We start from the raw sequence: 17,845 nt of genomic DNA, 5'->3' as shown, positions 1-17,845 counted from the left end.
GGCGCGCCTTGCGGTCCTAAGATGGTCTGTTTTGAACTTCAGGTAAACCAATTAGCATGTGCGGAATTGTCGGTATCTTAGGGCGCGGTCCGGTCGCGGATCGCCTCATCGATTCACTTAAGCGACTGGAATATCGGGGCTATGACTCAGCAGGTATCGGAACGCTCAAAGGAAATCATATCGAGCTTCGGCGCGCGGAAGGCAAGCTGAAGAACCTTGAGACACGCCTTCGCTGCTATCCGCTCGCTGGCGATATCGGGATTGGGCACACGCGCTGGGCTACTCATGGCAAGCCGACCGAGCACAATGCTCATCCGCATGCAACGGACAACGTTGCAGTCGTCCATAACGGCATCATCGAGAATTTCCGCGAGCTGCGTGCAGAGCTGAAACAGGGTGGCGCCCGTTTCACCTCTGAAACAGATACCGAGGTGGTGGCGCATCTCCTCGACTTTTATCTAAAAAATGGCTGCTCCCCGGAGGACGCAGTAAAAGCGTCGCTGCCGCGGCTAGCGGGCGCTTTTTCGCTTGCAATCCTATTCAAGGGCCGACACGACCTCATGATCGGCGCGCGCAAGGGCTCACCGCTTGCGATCGGCTATGGTGAAGGCGAAATGTATCTCGGATCGGATGCTATCGCGCTCGCCCCGCTTACCGATTTGATCACCTATCTCGAGGACGGCGATCTGGCTGTACTCAACCGCAACTTCAGCGTGGTCTACGACGCACAAGGCACCGTCGCTCACCGCGAGGTGGTGACATCCGGCGCGTCGTCACTTCTCGCTGACAAAGGAAACTACCGCCACTTCATGGCGAAGGAAATCCACGAACAGCCAGATGTAATCAGGGAGACACTGGCGCATTACGTTGAGGTCGCCACCGCGAGCGTTGCACTGCCGCAGCAGGTTCCGTTCGATTTCAATGAGGTCGGGCATATCTCGATCACGGCTTGCGGTACGGCAGGCTATGCCGGCCATATCGCCAAATACTGGTTCGAGCGGCTGGCTCGTATTCCGGTCGAGCTCGATGTTGCCTCCGAGTTTCGCTATCGTGAGGCACCGATGCGCAAGGGAGATCTTGGTATCTTCATTTCGCAATCAGGCGAGACGGCCGATACGCTGGCCGCGCTCCGCTACGCTAAATCGCAAGGCCTGCATACCCTCTCGATCGTGAACGTAATGGGTTCGACCATTGCGCGCGAAAGCGAGACAGTATTGCGGACATTCGCGGGACCCGAAATAGGCGTTGCCTCGACAAAGGCATTCACATGTCAGCTGGTCGTTCTGGCGGCACTTGCGATCGCTGCGGGCAAGGCGCGCGGTGAATTGTGCGAGAGGGACCAGGTCGAGCTCGTAAGAGCGCTGATCGAAATCCCCCGGCTAGTTGCATCGGCGCTTGCCTGCGAGCCGCAGATCGAGAAGGTTGCACGCGACATCGCCAAATCGCGTGACGTGCTATATCTTGGTCGCGGCACGTCGTTTCCGCTAGCGCTGGAAGGGGCATTGAAGCTGAAGGAGATCTCCTACATTCACGCAGCCGGCTATGCGGCCGGAGAGCTCAAGCACGGGCCCATTGCCTTGGTCGACGAGAGCGTTCCGGTAATCGTCATTGCTCCTTGGGACCGGTTGTTCGAGAAGTCCATGTCGAACATGCAGGAGGTCGCCGCACGCGGCGGCAAGATTATCTTGATCACGGACGCGAGGGGAGCCGCGGAGGCGTCCACAGATTCACTCGCGACGATCGTGCTGCCGGAAATGGGGTCGACATTTACGCCCATTGTCTATGCCATTCCGGTGCAGCTCCTAGCCTACCACACGGCCACCCTGATGGGCACGGACGTCGACCAACCTCGAAATCTCGCGAAATCAGTTACCGTCGAATGAGCCAAGGCGACGGCACTTGGGATTGTAGTGGCTCAGAAACCGAAGACGCACAAAACCCCGGTCCGATGTCATCACGATCTGCCTCCCGGTTCCGGGCCCGACGGATCGCATGGCGTCCTGGTTGTGCCGGTTCATGGTCTTTGTCTACGGAAGCTGGGACGGTGCGAAAACTCTAAGGCCAATCAGGTGGGGACACTGACGTAGCCTTGCCTCCGCCGTGCAAGGAGCTGACCGATCGCGGCATTCCGATTGCTGGGACGTGCTCATAGTTCGTGAGGACTCCAAGTTTTTTTGAGAGGGCGGATAGTGCGGCCAGATGAACCTGTTCGACTGACAACGAATGCTGTCGTCGATGGGCGGCACGTTTGTCCCCTCACTTGCGGGATTCGACCGCATTTGGACCGTAGCGCCCTCGATGTCCAAGGCACGCCGCGCTTCGAACGGCGACGTGGTGCTTGCCGAGCACGGCGATCCCGCTGCGGACGGGCTTAAAGCCAGGAACACTCACCAATCCTCTCGTCAAACGTCGAGACAACTCGGGGGCAATATCCAGGCCAAATCGCTGGACGTCGGGTGACATGTTTGCCCGCCGGCGCGTAAGGCCAGGCGTCGTGTCGTTGCATGTCGGTGCGCTCGATGAAATTCCGCCGCGCCGCAACAACTGATCACCGAGAATTGCCCGGGGCTTCAGTAGGTTGGGAGTCACTCCTGCTGCGAGCGAAATAACGTCCGAAAATCTGTACGACCTTGCTGCAATTGCCGAAAATATGCCGGAAACGTCAGGCGCTTACGGGTCGGTCGACAGTGCCGTGATGGCAGATTCGCGGCCATAACACTGCGCTCGGCTGGCGTGAGATTTTCTCCGTAGCCGGCCCATCCAAACCTGAAAGGAAACTCGCGATGTCACCAGCGTCCATTGCGCACGCGTCAAATGCCAAATCGCGCATTGGCGCCATCTTTCGTGCCACGAGCGGTAATTTCCTCGAACAGTTCGACTTCTTTTTGTTCGGGTTCTACGCCAGCGCCATCGGAAACGCATTCTTTCCATCGGGAAGCGAAACCGCTTCTCTGCTCAACACCTTCGGTGTGTTCTGGCTGGGGGCACTGATGCGACCTGTCGGCGCGATCGTGTTGGGAGCCTATATCGACCAGATTGGCCGTCGGCAAGGTCTGATCATCACGCTTTCGATCATGGCTATTGGCACAGTCATCATCGCGTTCTGTCCCGGTTATGCAACGATCGGCATCGCCGCACCCGTCATTGTGCTGTTCGGGCGGCTTTTGCAGGGCTTTTCTGCCGGCGTTGAAGTTGGCGGCGTTTCCGTCTACCTCTCCGAAATTGCCACTGCGGGCAATCGCGGTTTTTACACGTCGTTTCAGTCATCGAGCCAGCAGGTCGCCATCTTTGTCGCGGCTCTTATCGGATATTTCTTAAGCGAAGCTCTACCGGCCGAAATGGTTGCCGCCTGGGGCTGGCGGATCCCGTTCTTCCTTGGCTGCTTAATCGTTCCGCTTATCTTCTTCCTGCGCCGCACCCTGGAGGAAACTCCGGAGTTTCTCGTCATGAAGAAGCACCCAACGGCCCGCGAGGTGCTTGCCTCGACAGTTGCGAACTGGCGCATCGTCATTCTCGGCATGATGATCGCGATGCTGACGACCACGACCTTCTATTTCGCCACCGTGTACACGCCTACCTTCGGCAAGCACGTCTTGCAGCTCTCCTCCCAGAACACGCTCTTGGTGACGCTCTTGGTCGCCGTGACGAACTTCATCTGGAACCCAATCGGCGGCGCAATCTCTGACAGAATTGGCCGGAAGCCTGTCTTGCTGACCATTGCCGGCCTCGCCTTGGTGACCGTCTATCCGGCACTGTCTTGGCTTGTAACAAACCCAAGCTTTGGCAAGATGCTGGCAGTGGAGATGATGTTGTCGTTCTACTTTGGCACCTATAGCGGCGCCATGTTGGGCGCTCTGGTCGAGATCGTGCCGAAGCATGTTCGCACAACCTGCTTTTCTTTGGCCTTCGCACTTGCCGCGGCTCTATTTGGCACATTTACGCCGCTCGCGTCGACCTGGCTGATCGACCGGACCGATGACAAGGCCTCGCCCGGTTTCTGGCTGATGTTTGCAGCTTTTCTCGGCATCATCGCCGCACTCACGATCTATCCAGGAAACGCCAAGAGAGTTGCGAATGCATCGCGGGCAGAGCGAACCAACCGGGCCGTAAAGGCGCAATTAAGCACGTATTAGCGGCGCTCGCACGGGGACGTTCACGGCGCAACCTGAACTGAGCCTGGCGCGTGACTGTCTTTGCGGTGATCTCACGGTGGTCCGCGTGCCGCTCTGCGGATCACTGTCCTCTGCGATTTTGAGCAGTATCAGGGAGGGCCGGCGCCGATGTTGATGGCCGAGCATTGTCGCGACGCTCCACACCCTCCCGTGGTCGAACGGCGGGAGGGTCATCTTCGCACCTTGCAGTCACGCGAAAACGGCAGAGCTCGCGCGGGCTCCTGGATCGCCGCTGCCAAACAAACTAAACGCCTTCTGACGTCAGGAACTCGCCAGCGAACTCGTCTATCACAAGTCAGCCTAACGAGAGGTCTGTTACCTTGACTTGATACGAGCCTCTCGGTGCTCAGGTACGCAAGTTGAAGGCTCCCCTTCCTTACCATATTTCGTAGTGATCAACCGATAAGGTCGATGGTGCCTCGTGCAAGCCGGCGACGGGCGATGCATGACCAAGGCCCAGTCCATCAGTGGCTCTGCTCGATCAACCGCGACTTCACCCGCTGCTAGCTTGCGCGGATGCCGTACCGCGCGCGAGCTGTACGAGCTCCGCCTCGAGCGCAGGGTTGCGCTCGAACAGGGCGTTGATCAACGCTTGCGCCGGCTGCTCGGCCGCCTCCACCCACGTCGCCTTCTCCGCTCGCGCCGAGGGCGCGAAAACACGCTTGACGACGGTTGGCGACCCCCTCAGACCGCATTTGGCCATGTCATCCACACCGGCATTTTGGGCGCTCCATTTTATGATGGAGGCACGGGCGGCACGCAAGGCATCAATCATTGCGCCACGGCGAATTTGATTGGTTGCCTCTAACATGCTGACGAGACACGGCAGCTTAGAACGCAGCACCTGGACTCCTCCTTCGCAGCGCCGTTCCGCCTCGATCGTGCGTAGTTTGAAGTCCAACGCTTTGATTGTAGAAACATAAGTTAGCTGCTGGACCCCCAGCCTCTTTGCAATGCCGGGGCCCACCTGTGCCGTGTCGCCGTCAATCGTCTGCTTGCCAGTAAATATAACGTCCGGTGGGCCATATTCCCTCCCTATACTGCGAATCGCGGAGGCCAGCGCGTAACTCGTCGCCAGCGTATCGGAGCCTGCGAAACTACGGTCAGTGAGCAGGACAGCACGATCGGCTCCAAATGTCAGTGCCTTTCGAAGAGATTCTTCGGCCGACGGCGGCCCCATTGTGAGGACAGTGATTTCGCCGCCGAATTTATCTCGTAGCTCGAGCGCAGCTTCCAGTGCGAAGAGATCGTATGGGTTGATGATTGTCGGCACGCCCTGACGCATGATCGTATTCGTGACAGGATGCACGCGGATTTGTGCGGAGTCGGGGACCTGTTTGATGCAGACGATGCTGTGCATATGCTTCTCCTAAGATGTTGAGCAGGCTGCCCATGACCAGCAAGTGTCATACCATCCCAGGCAGTTAGCCGATGAGGAACGAATGCAATGACGGACGACCGAGGATGAAACGGTTCGGGCGACCGCGACCGGTTACGCAAAGCGGACTTCTCCCGGTAATCTGCGTCACGGCAGAAACGTTGCCGCCGCGACCCTGCATTGACTCGAAACGTGGCCATCTCTCATAGGGCGAATTCATTGCAAGCAGGCGATGACGAGATCGGCCGACGCGAAGAGGCGTTACGCTTTCCGACACGCGCCCCAAGCAAAGCCCACAAGTTTCACGTCCGGGTCTTGCACCAAAGTAAGTAGCCGCCTCTTGCAGACACTCTTCTCACCGCAGCCGCGAGAGAGAGAGAGAGAGAGAGAGAGGAGAGCAGAGAGAGAAGCCAGCCCGATTCCTATTCAGAAGCGCTTGATCTCGATGCCCAGCCTTCTCAATGCATACCCAATCTGGCGCGGCGTCAGTCCAAGCAGGCGTGCCGCCTTGGCCTGTACCCACCCGGACCTTTCCATCGCAGCGATAAGGCGCTCGCGATCGATGACCTTCGCCGCGCCTATTACAGGTCGGCCGGGGGGCTCAAGCGGGGTCAGTTCGCCAGTGACCGGCTGAACATGTGGCACAGCTTGTGTTGGCGGCATGCTCAGCCTCGCGGGCAGTGAGATTGTCGGGCTCGGCTGTCGCCCCAATTCCTCTGGTCCGCACTTCCATAGCTTGACCGACAGGCATTCCCCTTGGCAGCACGCAAAATCGTCTCTTACGATCGACGATCCTTGCGCTAGGGTCGCGGTCCGCCGCATGCAGTTCTCGAGCTCGCGGACATTACCGGGAAATGCGCAATTCACAAGCACGTCAATCGCACCTGGATCCAAGGTCAGAGCACGGCCGTTCTCTTTGTTAAAGTTCTCCAAGAATCGAGCGGCGAGAAGCGGAATATCAGTACGTCTTTCGCGCAGGGGCGGCAGCAGCAGAGGAACCACGTTGATGCGATAATATAGATCGGCGCGAAACTCGTTTCTTGCCACCGCCTCTTCAAGATTCTTGTTCGTGGCTGCAATCACGCGGACGTCCACTTTGATCGTCTGATTGCCGCCCACGCGCTCGAATTCCTGCTCCTGCAACACGCGCAACAGTTTCGCCTGGAACGAGGCCGAAATCTCTCCAATTTCGTCCAAAAACAACGTTCCCTTGTCGGCGAGCTCGAAGCGGCCCTTGCGCGCGTTGAATGCGCTTGTAAACGCCCCCTTCTCATGACCGAACAATTCGGATTCCAGCACCGTCTCGGTGAGAGCTGCGCAATTGAGCTTGATAAACGGCCGCTTGACGCGCGCCGAACGCTCGTGAATAGCCTTCGCGACCAGCTCTTTGCCGGTACCCGATTCGCCACGCAGCAGAACCGTGCTGTTTGATTTTGCGATCACCTCGACCTTCTCAAGTAAGGCGCATAGCGCAGGGCTGTCGCCTATGATTCCGTCAACTTCAACCTTCTTACGCTCCCGCCCATGAGGCTTGAGCTCCGACAGCTGCTTCTGCTGCCGAAACTCCTCGTCCATAAGCCGCTCGCGATCGCGCGCTGACACACGATGCAGCTTTGCCGTCTGGCCCAGCAAGCTAGCGACCATGGTCAGCAGGCCGAGGTCATCCTGAAGCTGCGCACGCGACCTATCATCCGCGATTCGGTCGACGCTCAGCGTGCCAACAACTTTGTCGCCAATGTCGATGGGAACGCCGATGAAGGCGACACGGGTCGTGCCGGCCGCATCTAGCATGCGGAGGTCCGAAGGAGTGAAGGCCGAATGCAGCGCTACATCCTCCACGATAAGCGGCCGCCGCGTCGTCAAGATCTGATCAATTGCTCCTCGCGGCAAGCGTAGCCCACTGCGCTCATCGTGCGCCTCGCTCCCGTCGCCGCCTACGAAGATCTCCGGCGTTCCGTCGTGATCGAGGAGACATACGATGCCGCGCCGCATCGGCAAAAGCGACCGCAGACACTCGATGACGCTCGCCATCTTGGCTTCTAGCCGGCAGAGGGCGGTGAGGGTGTGCGCTATTTCAAAGATCGTGTTTAGCGATTTCTGTTGCGACGGCACAATATAGTCGGAAGGGTCCGCCTCGGGGGTTGAGTTTGGATTTTCGCGTGGGGAAACGCCATCCAGCATAACGACTTCTCCGTTCCTTTCTTGATCCTCCCCATCAGCGCGATCGGATTTGTTGCAATTGCGTTGCATGCCAATCCTCGATCCGACATCCAGTCCTCCGGTCGGGCCGAGAGGTCACGCTCTTGGCACCGCCGGCAGCTCTTACAGAGATTCGATTTGCTGCTCTCTTTCCAGCTCGCCGCACCGATTCGCCCCCGCTAAATGGCTTCATTGCTTAGGTCCAGACCGACTCGGCAGGAGCGGCCTTGGTCACAAGCGTTGTCCGCCATTGATCGGTACTTCGGCGCCAGAAGTGGGATCTTTGGCACAAGATGCGCTTCGGTGTCAGGCGACAATGTGTCCCTCTTGATTTCGCCGGGCGCGATGCCATGTGAAGTATAATCGTGCGCCATTTCGCGCGTGAGACAAGCGAGTGCGGCTTTCGAAATTGCATATGCCGTGCCTGCAAAGCGATTGAGTTCACATTGACGATCGCCCCTGAAGCTGCTTTTAGTTCGTCGAATAGACCTTGAGCGAGCAGGATCGGCGCCACCAGATTCAGGTGAACACCCTCATCCAGGTATCGACTGAGGTCGCCAGCGACGTCAGCCGGGTATCGTTCGGCGTCTTTGGTGAGTTTCCGGCGTTGTTGATCAGTCCGTGCAACCGTGCCCCTGCAAGGCGCTCCTTGAACGGCAAGCACCCGCGGCAGGCTGCGATGCTCGTTCAGGTCGACGTTGATATAGCTGTCGCCGTCTATGTCCCATGGGCAGCGCACCGCATCGAATAGTTGGCGCGCGCAAGAAATGACGCGCCAACCGGCCTCCGAAAGCAATTTTCCGGTGGCGCGACCTATACCGCGCGATGCCCCCGTCAATACCAGCGTCTTCCGCTCACGCAGCGAACGGCCCGCTCGATCGGCGTGAACTGGACGGCCAGGGTCCGTTTCCGACGATTGAGCTGGGATCGCTTTGTCAGCTGGTGGATCTAGACTCACGCGCGGCTCGCTCCCCCTCCCCTCGGCTGTGCACCTGGTGCAGGATCCGGGCCAGAGCGATGGGGGGCACAACGGCGGACGTTACGACCCAAATGGTCGGTTCCGAACAGCTGGTGTTTGCTTTTCGACAGCAGCAGCGCCGCAGCAAGTCGTGGCGTCCAGTTGCCGGACGCGCCGCCCAATGCGTGCGCTACGTCTCGGGAGCCCAGAGACTTGCGCTCGCAGGCGACATGGCTGCGCCTCACGCCACGGGCGGTACCGACCGGCCACAGGCCGTGCTGTTCATTACGCCTCGGTCCGATAGAACTCTGCGAGCGGCTCATGAATAACGCGGTCATCAAGCAACCGAGGTGACCGCAAAAGGATTGCCCAGGAAAGGCGAACCATTTTACCGGACGCGCCTCCTTGCTGCTCAGACATTCTGACACGACTGTCGGCTCCGTCAGATTTCCTTGGCGGCCCGGACCCTCCAGGGCCTGCTCTTCACCGTCCGGCCAGCTATGGCGATTTAGGCCAGATCATGACACGACCATAATCTTTCCGCGCGGCCCGACTGACACATGACGGCCCGAAGCATTGCGAGGCAAAGCCGCCGGCGCTCGCCGGCATTGGCCTAAGTTTCGCAGGCGTCCGCCCGGCCACTCGCACCAGAACCGTGATAGTGCGCCGGTCACCCCATAAACTCGATTCGTGACTTATTGCCGACCTGCTGCTCGCCATCCTTCCGGCGCTTAAAATCGAGCCCGGCGACAGGTCGATGCCGATAAAGTACCCCTTGAGCAGGCCGACGCCGGCACTCTCCATCGCCACGTCGGTACCGTCCCCTGCGGAGGGAAGTCCTGTCCGCCGCTTCTGTGAGCGCGAAACTCGATATTGTCCGAGACCATCAGCATGCGGCTGATGATCTGGCTGACCATTGCTCAGGCTCGAGACGATTTATGGCACGTCATGAAGCGGCGAAATGCTCGTATGGGTTATCGATCATCGTCAAATGCTCCGGATTGCTCAGATCAAACTCAATAATGCGTGGCACGAGCAGACGGGCATAGCGCGTGAAGGCGCTGGTTGGGGGAAAGCGGATCACGGTAGCGCATCGCGCAAGAAGATACATGTCGACGAGAGCGGAAGCTCCACCTTCAATTCCCATTTCCGCACTATGCAACGGCCCTGCCCGATCGGCCTGGAACCGTTTTGGTACGGCGAAGACATCGGGAAACAGACCCGATACGTGATCGAGCACCTGTGCACTATCCGTGCACAGGAAAACCTTTACCGGCTTTGGATATGGCAACGCCTTGGCTTTATGGATGGCCATGCACACCTGACGAAGCGCGAGCTCTGAATCGGCCCAGTACGGCGCATGCCCCATGACATCTTCGCCATTGCCGTGCCGAACATGAACGCCGATGACGCTGTGGCCGCTGAAGTGGTCCTCATACAAAGCCTCGATCCGCGTTTTAATCTCGGACCTGAGTTTGATGTTCCGAAAAATCAGTCGTTCGGCTTCCTCGGCACAACGCCACATCAGGCAAGCGTCACAGACAATGGTGTTGGCTTGGTTATCCTCTCGTGCCTGGAACAGCTCGGTCAGTTCGTCACGTTCTCGGAAAATCTGCTCGTCCGGACGATTGATGCAGTCGATTGACGGCCTATTCCACCAACTCGGGTAGAACGGTCCGGGGAACGAGAGCTGGTTGATCCGATCATCGCAAATCACCGGCACGCCAGCGATCTCCTCAACCGGCTCGAAGAACACCGGAAAGGCGTTGCTGAACGGCTGATCGACATAGCACGAACCGCGCCAATCGATGACGAGCGTTCGCCCGGTCCGCTGCGCATACGACCAGGCTGACGCCAACGACCAGAGGCAATCACCAAAACCAGTACGCCTCCGAGAAATAACAAAGCGTTCGTTCGTCAAGTTGTGACACCCTTCTCGTTGCGCAACATCACTTTATGTGCAGCATCTACTCATCTGGGATTCCGATCGACGCCAATGGAGGCTGGTCACCCAGACGCAAGGCGATCAACTCGCACGCCGACCCTCGCTGGCAAGCGATTGGCAGATCATGCAAGACGCGCTCACTGAGCCCTCCGTATGCTGACCTTTTTACAAACGCGCATTCCGTAATGGATGCAGCCGAATGCGGCGCTGATCCCAGAGCCCGCGCAGCTCCATCACGAGAGCCTCCCTCTTGGCCCCATCAGAGGTGACGCTGTCGAGAAGATCGCCAACAACAGCTTCCTTCTCAATTTGCATCAGCATTTCGAACAGATCATGCGAAACGCGCACGCCATCACGGTTGGAGTGATCTATGCGAACCTCACAGACTGTTTCCTGGCGTTCTCGACCCGCATGAGCGCGAACGCGGTAAAGAGATACATGGGGCGGCAGTGACACAGTGAGCGCAGTCCAGTTTTCGAGCGTTGTTGCCCGCTTCTTGACGAGAAATGACCCGACGACAAGGCCATCCAGCTCGGTCGACAAAAACGCCGTAATCGCATCGGCAACGGAATCGATGATCGGTTCGGCATTGTTGTTAAAGGACGTATTAAGCAGAATTGGGACGCCGGTCCGGCTCTTGAACGCATTGATGAGGTCCCAATAAGCGGCATTGGTCGTGCGGGAAACCGTCTGCAGCCGAGCCGTACCATCGATATGCGTGATCGCGCCCAGCAAAGGACGCTTGGGTTCTCGCACGCGAACGACGAAGTTCATGAAGGGGTACTCTGCGCGACCATCCGGCAACTCGAAGAAGGCGCCCGCATCCTCCTCCAGAACTGACGGCGCAAATGGACGATAGCTTTCGCGCTTCTTGACCATCGCGTTGATCCGCTCCTTGTTTGCGGCGGGCCTGGGGTCCGCCAGAATGCTGCGATTGCCGAGCGCGCGCGGGCCGAACTCGGACCGGCCCTGTACCCACCCGATCACGGCGCCATCCGCAATCCACTCGGCCGCTCTGGCTGAAACGTCAGCGGCCCGTTCAATCTCCAGGTGTCCGGCCCATCCCTTCAGTTCCTGTTCAATGCTATCGTCGCTGCCGACATCCGGCCCCCAATATACCGCTTGCAGTCGCTCGCGGGGCGCCGGCTTGCCGGCTTCGTTAGATACCATCAGTGCTGCGCCCAATGCGCATCCGGCATCATGCGCGGCGGGCTGCACGAAGATGTCCTCGAACAGACCTGAATACAAAAGTTTTCCGTTCAGAGTGCAGTTGTGGGCCACTCCGCCAGCCAGGCACAACCGTTTCATTCCGGTCGACTCACGATAATGCCGAAGAATGTGAAACACGATCCGCTCAAGCGCCTCCTGCAACGATGCGCTCACATCTCGATGCTGTTGCGTGAACGGCATTCCTTTTCGCCGGACCTCGATGTTGCGCAGCAATGCCGGGCCGATACGGTCGAGGTGAACGCGGTAGCCACCGTTTGCGGAGAGCTCATAGAATTTGGCAAACAGCTCGCGATAGCGAGCGGGATCTCCGTAGGGAGCCAGTCCCATGACCTTATACTCGTCGAACAGGCCGTAACCGAGGTATCGGATCGTCTCCAGATAGAACAGTCCGAGAGAGTTATTCTCTGGAAACGTCGCAAGCTCGGTCATTTCGGTGCCCGACCCGACCGCCAAGAGCCCCGACAGAAAGTCGCCACAACCGTCGACCGCGAGAACCAGGCTTTCTTCAAAACCCGACATCGCCAGAGCGCTCACGGCATGGGCCTGATGGTGGCCCACGAATGACACCCGCGAGGGATCAATTTCGGTACCGAATTCCGCCGCTAAAAGGTGCCGCAACAGCAGATTGGCATCGGTGGGAACTGAACTTTCCGGCTGTGATATCAAGAGCCGTTCAAGCATCGCGTTGCAATAGGCTTCACTGGCGTAGAACGCAATACGATCGACGTCGCGAAGCTCCACGCCCGCGGCTGCAAGACAGTATTCGATCGCACTGCTCGGGAGCTTGTTTGAGTGTTTGATCCGATTGAGGCGCTCCTCTTCGACGGCGGCGATCACGCGCCCGTCTTTGACAAGTACCGCAGCGCCGTCGTGCAGAAACGTGTTCGGTAGCTCAAGCGGGTTTTCATAGACCCTGTCGAGCCCACCACTCAGTCCTAGACACAACATCTTGTTCTCCATACATCCTGAGAGGCCTTCCGGCCTATTACTTGTCGCTTGCTTTGCGAGTAGGCCGGACCTCGCCGCGGATAGACTTGCGCATCACCAGCGCAACGACGCGCAGGAAACGCGTGGCACGCAACCGAAACCTTTCGTTGCGTCCGACATCTGCTGTCGCGCACGCGGTGCTTCGCTTTTGGTCTCGTCGTGCCCATCACCGCATCAGGCGCCGCTGAAGCAGCACGGCCGCGACGACAAATGGAACTGCCGCGTAAAGACACAGTGCGCCCATATGCATGCCGACGCTGTCGACCGACCGACCGAGCATTGCTGGACGAATGAGATCGACCGCATGCGTCAGCGGCAGGAAGGCCGCTATGCGTTGAAATGAACCTGGCAACTGGCTCACTGGGAAGATCGTTCCGCTCAAATACATCATGGGCGTGAGAATGAGTGATTGGTAGAAGATGAAATAGTCATGGCTCGGGGCAAGTGCTGCAACGACCATTGCGAGGCTCGCGAAAGTGAGACCAGTCAGTGCGATGGCTGGTAATGCATAGGGAATGGATGACCACTCCGCATAACCGAGTGTTACGGCAACAATCGTGATCGCCGTCCCGGCCAGCAAGGCCTTGCTCGCTGCCCATGCCAGTTCACCGAGAACAATGTCGCCGAGCGTAAGCGGTGTACAGAGCACTGCCTCCCACATGCAGTTCGTCTGCATGCGAGCGTAAGCTGCATAGATCGTTTCAAAGGTCGCGGCGACCATTGCGCTTATGGCGATCATGCCAGCCGCAAGGAATGAGATGTATGAGGTCCCATCGACGCCACCTATGATCATTCCAAGGCCAAAACCAAGACCGAACAGAGAGCTCATCGGCTCGGCCAGATTGCCAAGAATCGACGCCAAGGCTACTTTCCGCCAAACCAGAAAATTTCTGCGCCATATGGCGATCCAGTTCCATGGATTGGCAGGGAGTGCAGGCGCAAAACGTTGCCGCATCGTTCAGTCCTTCATCTCTCGCCCGGTTAACCGCAAGAAAACATCCTCCAGATTTGGGGGACGCTGCAGAAGGCGGAGATCGGTGCGGTTGGCGAGCCGGAGGCGCACCTGCTCTGGATTGGTGACATAGCAAAACAGAGTCTCCCCGCTCACCTCAGCGCGCTGCACTTGCGGGCTGACCAGCGGCAGCAGTTCATGCGGATCGCCACCGTAAATCTCGATCACCTGGCAGCCGATCTGCTCCTGGATGAGCGCGTGAGGCTGGCCTTCGGCGATCTTACGGCCGTGCTCAAGCACGCACAGGCGGTCACACAGTCGCTCGGCCTCTTCCATGAAGTGGGTCGTGAGAAGAATCGTTTTTCCGAGTCCCAATAGCGAGCGCAAGCGTTCCCAAATCAGGTGCCGGCCGTGCGGATCGAGGCCGGTCGTCGGCTCGTCAAGCACCAAAAGCTGCGGGTCGTTAATCAGGGCCCGGGCCAGCGTCAACCGCCGCTTCATGCCCCCGGACAGTTCGCCGACGCGAGCATCCGCCTTGTTTTCCAGCCGGGCGAATTCGAGCAGTGCCGGCGTGACCGCTTTGACCTCTGTCGCGCTCATGGCGAAGTAGCGCCCGAAAACGAGCAAGTTTTCGCGAACCGTGAGCTGAAGATCAAGGTTATCGAACTGTGGGACGACCCCGATGCCCCGGCGCGCTAAGCGCGCACGTGCAGGCACCGGCTCGCCGAGCACGCAGATCTTACCTGCGTCCGGCGATGCGACACCCAGGATTAAACGCGCAAGCGTGCTCTTGCCCGCGCCGTTCGGCCCCAGTAGACCGAAGCACTCTCCGGGCGAGACCGTAAACGAAAGGTCGTCAACGACGATCTTGCCGTTGTAGGACTTGCTCACCTCGAAAAGATCGATTGCCGCGGTAGACATTTGCTTAGGCCATCGCGACGGATGTTGCTCGCGCCGATTCCTCGTCCGCGCGCTTTTTTGTCCAAAGCAGGCCGTCACACCAGACGTGATCGACGCGTCCCCAATGGCACGCCGCTGCAGCATCTGGGAAAAAGCCGCGTCCATGTAGATTGGCGCTGGTATTGCAGAGCAGCGGAATGGCTGTGAGCTTCTCGAATTCGATGAGAAGCTCGGCCACTTTGTGCTCAGAGGCTCTGGAAACCGTCTGCAGCCGAGCAGATCCATCGAGATGTACGACAGCGGGAATTTTGTCCCGCCATTCCGGTCTCGTCTGGTGATCGAACAGCATGTATGGATCGGGTGTTCCTGGGGTAAAAATCTCCAGGGCACGATCCTCCAAGCATATCGGCGCTACCGGCCTGAAATGCTCACGGAGTTTGATGTCGTTGAGGTGATTCTTCATTCCCTCCCAGCTGGGAGCTGCAAGAATACTTCTCCCACCTAAGGCTCGTGGTCCGAGCTCGGCACGCCCGGCAAGGAAGACCACGGGCTTGTCGCTCGCGAGGATTGCCGCAAGTTCGCCCATAGTGCAGGGCGCGCCCTCCCACTCGGGCGGGACTTCGGTCGGACGAACGGACGGCCCACTGTAGACCGACCAGTCCAGGGCTTTAAAGCCTTGTTGTGCCGCAAGTGCGGCGCAAGCAGCACCGATCGCTGAGCCGCTGTCGTTTGGAAAGGGCGGTACCCACACGGCATCAAACAGCCCGGTCGCTCGAAACGCACTATTCCACTTAATGTTCAGACCACAGCCGCCCGCAATGCAGAGGTTACGCGCCCCCGCAAGATCGGAGTGCCGCTGCACAACATCAGAAATTTTGCGAACCAGCAGCTGCTCCAGAAAGACGTGAAACGACGCAAGCACGTCTTCGGCTCGCTCGGCCTTCAATCGCGTTGCGCAGGCATCGAAGAAGTCATGCAGGGCTTCAAGTGGCGTTTGTGCGCTATTGATGTCTGCAAGGTCAGGACAAGCTCCCTCAGCACTGCTGGCAAAGTGCGCCTGATAGAGTTCCTGAAACGTTCGAACGATGTCCGCATCGGCAGATCCCAGCGCGATATAGGCCATCAGCTTTCCGGCAATACCGAGGTCCCAGCCAGTCCGGTCCGCCCGGCTGTAAGGTCCAAAGTGATGTCCTGCCGCCGCATAGGCGTGGCCGATCATTGGAAACAGGCACTCGATGAACCGGATGCCGTGGGGCTCTACATAATAAAGGCGTGGAAACATGCAGCCGTCCCACACCAAGCAGAAAGCAGGTTGTGCGGTTTTGGCGAATGAGCTGGCGCAGTATGCGGATGTTACATGCCCGGTGACGTGCGGATAGCTTCGATAGGGATACAGCTTGCCATCGAGCATGAGGCCAATGCGATCGCGGGAAGCTAGGGGGCTATCGCCTTGCCGTTCGACATACGGCGCGCCCTTGAGCTTGATGGTCGTCGTCCCACTAAGGACTTCAAACTGGGATTCGGACTCTCCATCCCAGCCATCAATGACGAACTGATCAACATCGGTTGGATCCAGCCCGTGCTCCGCCAAGGAGCTAACAACGGCATCCAGGTTGTCAATGGTCTGATAACGCGGATTGTTGTTCAGCTTCTCCTGTTCGACACAAAACACCAGCCGGCCGTCCTCGATCAGAGCGACTGCCCCGTCATGCGTCAACTTGATACCGCAGATACGCATAGTGGCTCCTTTCAAGCTCGGCCGTTGGGACGGACCGAAGATTGCTCCGGATTGCGAAAGCGGACCAACAAGCAGTCTTCGTCAGCCGACTGCCCTTGGCACTGCACGCGTTCGACCTCAATGAGCGCTTCAGTCAAAATCGCGATGACTGTTTCGGCGCCGGCGACATGCCCCCATCGCCTACAGGTGGCATCACGCGCAGATCCGAAGATCAGATGCCCACCTGGAGCAAGCATCTTCACCATCTTGTCGATTGCGGTACGCATCTGCGTCACGTCTTCGAGATAGTAGAGAACTTCGGCGACCACGATCAGATCGAACAGCTCTTCCGTCGAGAACTGCAGAATATCGGTCGCCGCCCAGCTGATATGCGACCACCTCTTGGTGCGCTGGACCGCTCGACCGATCGCTCGCGGCATAACATCGATGACCGTGAGCCGGTTGCAGTGAGGAGCAAGCTTCTCCGTGAATGCACCGGCCGCGCACCCGATCTCGAGGCCGGTTGAGACGGCACCGCTCGACAGCGATAGCCGCAGCAATTGGGTGTGACGCTCACGTTCAAACGGATTGTCGTCAAGCCGCCACGGATCGTCGTTAGCCAGCTCCCGTTCCAACGACTGATATGTGTTGTCTACGCTCACGAGTTAATACCCCTACCAAAACTGCTCAGTCAGTCTCTGCCGCAATGCCATCCGGCGCGATCAGCTGCGAGGAAGAGCGCGAAAGGCCTGCCCTGCGAATTGAGCCAGGCCTTTCCGATGCCCGGTTAAGACTTGGTCCAGTTGTCGCGTCTTCGATCGAGGCCTTCGATTCATCAACGTCTGGTGATTTCGCTACTTTGCGCGAAAGCCAGTCGCTATTGCTCAAGGTGCAGAGCGCGTAGGCTTTCATCGGAAGCAGGAGGAAGATGTTGATCGGGGTGTGCAGCGCGAATCCGAGAAATCGAAGCTCGCCGGCGCGAAGCGCCGCCACGCTGCATCGAACCATGGTCATCGCGACGATGGTCAGACCGGTCCACCAGGGCACGCTGTCCGTGAGCGCGAGCTGAGCGAGCGCGGCGATCGATGAGATGGCGAGCAGCAGCGGCCCGAGGTTCTGTCCGAGCACATCGAGCGTGAGATACCGATCGAGGCCGGGCAGCAGGTGCAGACCGAGCAGCGTGTCGCGGTAAGTGCTCCGCGCCCAGCGGAGCTGTTGGCGCAGATATGGCAAGAGCTTGTCCGGAACCACCGTGGCGGCGATGGCGTCCGGAACGTACTCGGTTCGAAACCCCGCCTTGAGCATGAGGATCGTGAGATGGCGGTCCTCACCGAAGTCGCTCGGCTTTCCCCGGAAAAACTGGGTCTCGTACTGGTCCAGCAGCAACATGAGCGCGGAACGGCGGTA

General features: G+C 58.7%; 11 protein-coding genes and 1 pseudogene. 2 read left to right on the top strand and 10 right to left on the bottom strand.

The features are described 5' to 3' along the window. Positions 1 to 56: 56 nt before the first annotated feature. Together glmS and ABIB90_RS35130 are read left to right on the top strand one after the other, a co-directional pair. Positions 57 to 1,883, top strand: a complete 1,827-nt coding sequence (gene glmS / locus ABIB90_RS35135) for a glutamine--fructose-6-phosphate transaminase (isomerizing) (RefSeq protein ID WP_354101554.1) — start codon at positions 57 to 59, stop codon at positions 1,881 to 1,883. A gap of 900 nt (positions 1,884 to 2,783) precedes the next feature. Next, complete coding sequence (locus ABIB90_RS35130) at positions 2,784 to 4,133, top strand: MFS transporter (RefSeq protein ID WP_027515912.1); 1,350 nt, start codon at positions 2,784 to 2,786, stop codon at positions 4,131 to 4,133. Positions 4,134 to 4,665: 532 nt separating this feature from the next. Here ABIB90_RS35130 and ABIB90_RS35125 read toward each other — a convergent pair. From ABIB90_RS35125 to ABIB90_RS35080, 10 genes and pseudogenes are all read right to left on the bottom strand, one after another. Then, positions 4,666 to 5,532, bottom strand: a complete 867-nt coding sequence (locus tag ABIB90_RS35125; RefSeq protein WP_027515911.1) for an electron transfer flavoprotein subunit beta/FixA family protein — start codon at positions 5,530 to 5,532, stop codon at positions 4,666 to 4,668. A gap of 444 nt (positions 5,533 to 5,976) precedes the next feature. Further along, positions 5,977 to 7,731, bottom strand: coding sequence for a nif-specific transcriptional activator NifA (gene nifA, locus ABIB90_RS35120; protein ID WP_354202386.1), 1,755 nt, complete (start codon positions 7,729 to 7,731; stop codon positions 5,977 to 5,979). 290 nt (positions 7,732 to 8,021) lie between these two features. Then, a pseudogene (locus tag ABIB90_RS35115) lies at positions 8,022 to 8,707 on the bottom strand (SDR family NAD(P)-dependent oxidoreductase); the annotation flags it as partial. 946 nt (positions 8,708 to 9,653) lie between these two features. Continuing rightward, positions 9,654 to 10,628, bottom strand: a complete 975-nt coding sequence (locus ABIB90_RS35110; protein ID WP_027515908.1) for a nodulation protein NodZ — start codon at positions 10,626 to 10,628, stop codon at positions 9,654 to 9,656. A 189-nt stretch (positions 10,629 to 10,817) separates the two neighbouring features. Further along, the gene (locus ABIB90_RS35105) at positions 10,818 to 12,830 is read right to left on the bottom strand and encodes a carbamoyltransferase family protein (protein ID WP_354202420.1); all 2,013 of its coding nucleotides are present in this window, start codon (positions 12,828 to 12,830) and stop codon (positions 10,818 to 10,820) included. 205 nt (positions 12,831 to 13,035) lie between these two features. Then, on the bottom strand, positions 13,036 to 13,824 hold the full coding sequence (locus tag ABIB90_RS35100) for an ABC transporter permease (RefSeq protein WP_027515906.1): 789 nt from the start codon (positions 13,822 to 13,824) through the stop codon (positions 13,036 to 13,038). 3 nt (positions 13,825 to 13,827) lie between these two features. Then, on the bottom strand, positions 13,828 to 14,742 hold the full coding sequence (nodI, locus tag ABIB90_RS35095) for a nodulation factor ABC transporter ATP-binding protein NodI (RefSeq protein ID WP_027515905.1): 915 nt from the start codon (positions 14,740 to 14,742) through the stop codon (positions 13,828 to 13,830). Between the two features lie 4 nt (positions 14,743 to 14,746). Then, positions 14,747 to 16,459, bottom strand: coding sequence for a nodulation protein NodU (nodU, locus tag ABIB90_RS35090; RefSeq protein ID WP_027515904.1), 1,713 nt, complete (start codon positions 16,457 to 16,459; stop codon positions 14,747 to 14,749). Between the two features lie 11 nt (positions 16,460 to 16,470). After that, complete coding sequence (gene nodS / locus ABIB90_RS35085; RefSeq protein WP_027515903.1) at positions 16,471 to 17,100, bottom strand: nodulation methyltransferase NodS; 630 nt, start codon at positions 17,098 to 17,100, stop codon at positions 16,471 to 16,473. A 25-nt stretch (positions 17,101 to 17,125) separates the two neighbouring features. Beyond that, the coding region (locus ABIB90_RS35080; protein ID WP_354202385.1) for a glycosyltransferase family 2 protein at positions 17,126 to 17,845 on the bottom strand (720 nt) is incomplete at its 5' end.

The organism is Bradyrhizobium sp. JR4.1 (assembly GCF_040548605.1).
Classification (GTDB): Bacteria; Pseudomonadota; Alphaproteobacteria; order Rhizobiales; family Xanthobacteraceae; genus Bradyrhizobium; species Bradyrhizobium canariense.
Note: the sequence above shows the minus strand (reverse complement) of the source record. Positions and strands in the feature narration are given on the sequence as shown.

What these genes read in the sequence shown, in the direction of transcription:
- ABIB90_RS35105 (WP_354202420.1), bottom strand. Translation starts at nt 12,830, where the DNA reads ATGTTGTGTCTAGGACTGAGTGGTGGGCTCGACAGGGTCTATGAAAAC.
- nifA (WP_354202386.1), bottom strand. Translation starts at nt 7,731, where the DNA reads ATGCTGGATGGCGTTTCCCCACGCGAAAATCCAAACTCAACCCCCGAG.
- nodU (WP_027515904.1), bottom strand. Translation starts at nt 16,459, where the DNA reads ATGCGTATCTGCGGTATCAAGTTGACGCATGACGGGGCAGTCGCTCTG.
- ABIB90_RS35125 (WP_027515911.1), bottom strand. Translation starts at nt 5,532, where the DNA reads ATGCACAGCATCGTCTGCATCAAACAGGTCCCCGACTCCGCACAAATC.
- ABIB90_RS35130 (WP_027515912.1), top strand. Translation starts at nt 2,784, where the DNA reads ATGTCACCAGCGTCCATTGCGCACGCGTCAAATGCCAAATCGCGCATT.
- nodI (WP_027515905.1), bottom strand. Translation starts at nt 14,742, where the DNA reads ATGTCTACCGCGGCAATCGATCTTTTCGAGGTGAGCAAGTCCTACAAC.
- glmS (WP_354101554.1), top strand. Translation starts at nt 57, where the DNA reads ATGTGCGGAATTGTCGGTATCTTAGGGCGCGGTCCGGTCGCGGATCGC.
- ABIB90_RS35100 (WP_027515906.1), bottom strand. Translation starts at nt 13,824, where the DNA reads ATGCGGCAACGTTTTGCGCCTGCACTCCCTGCCAATCCATGGAACTGG.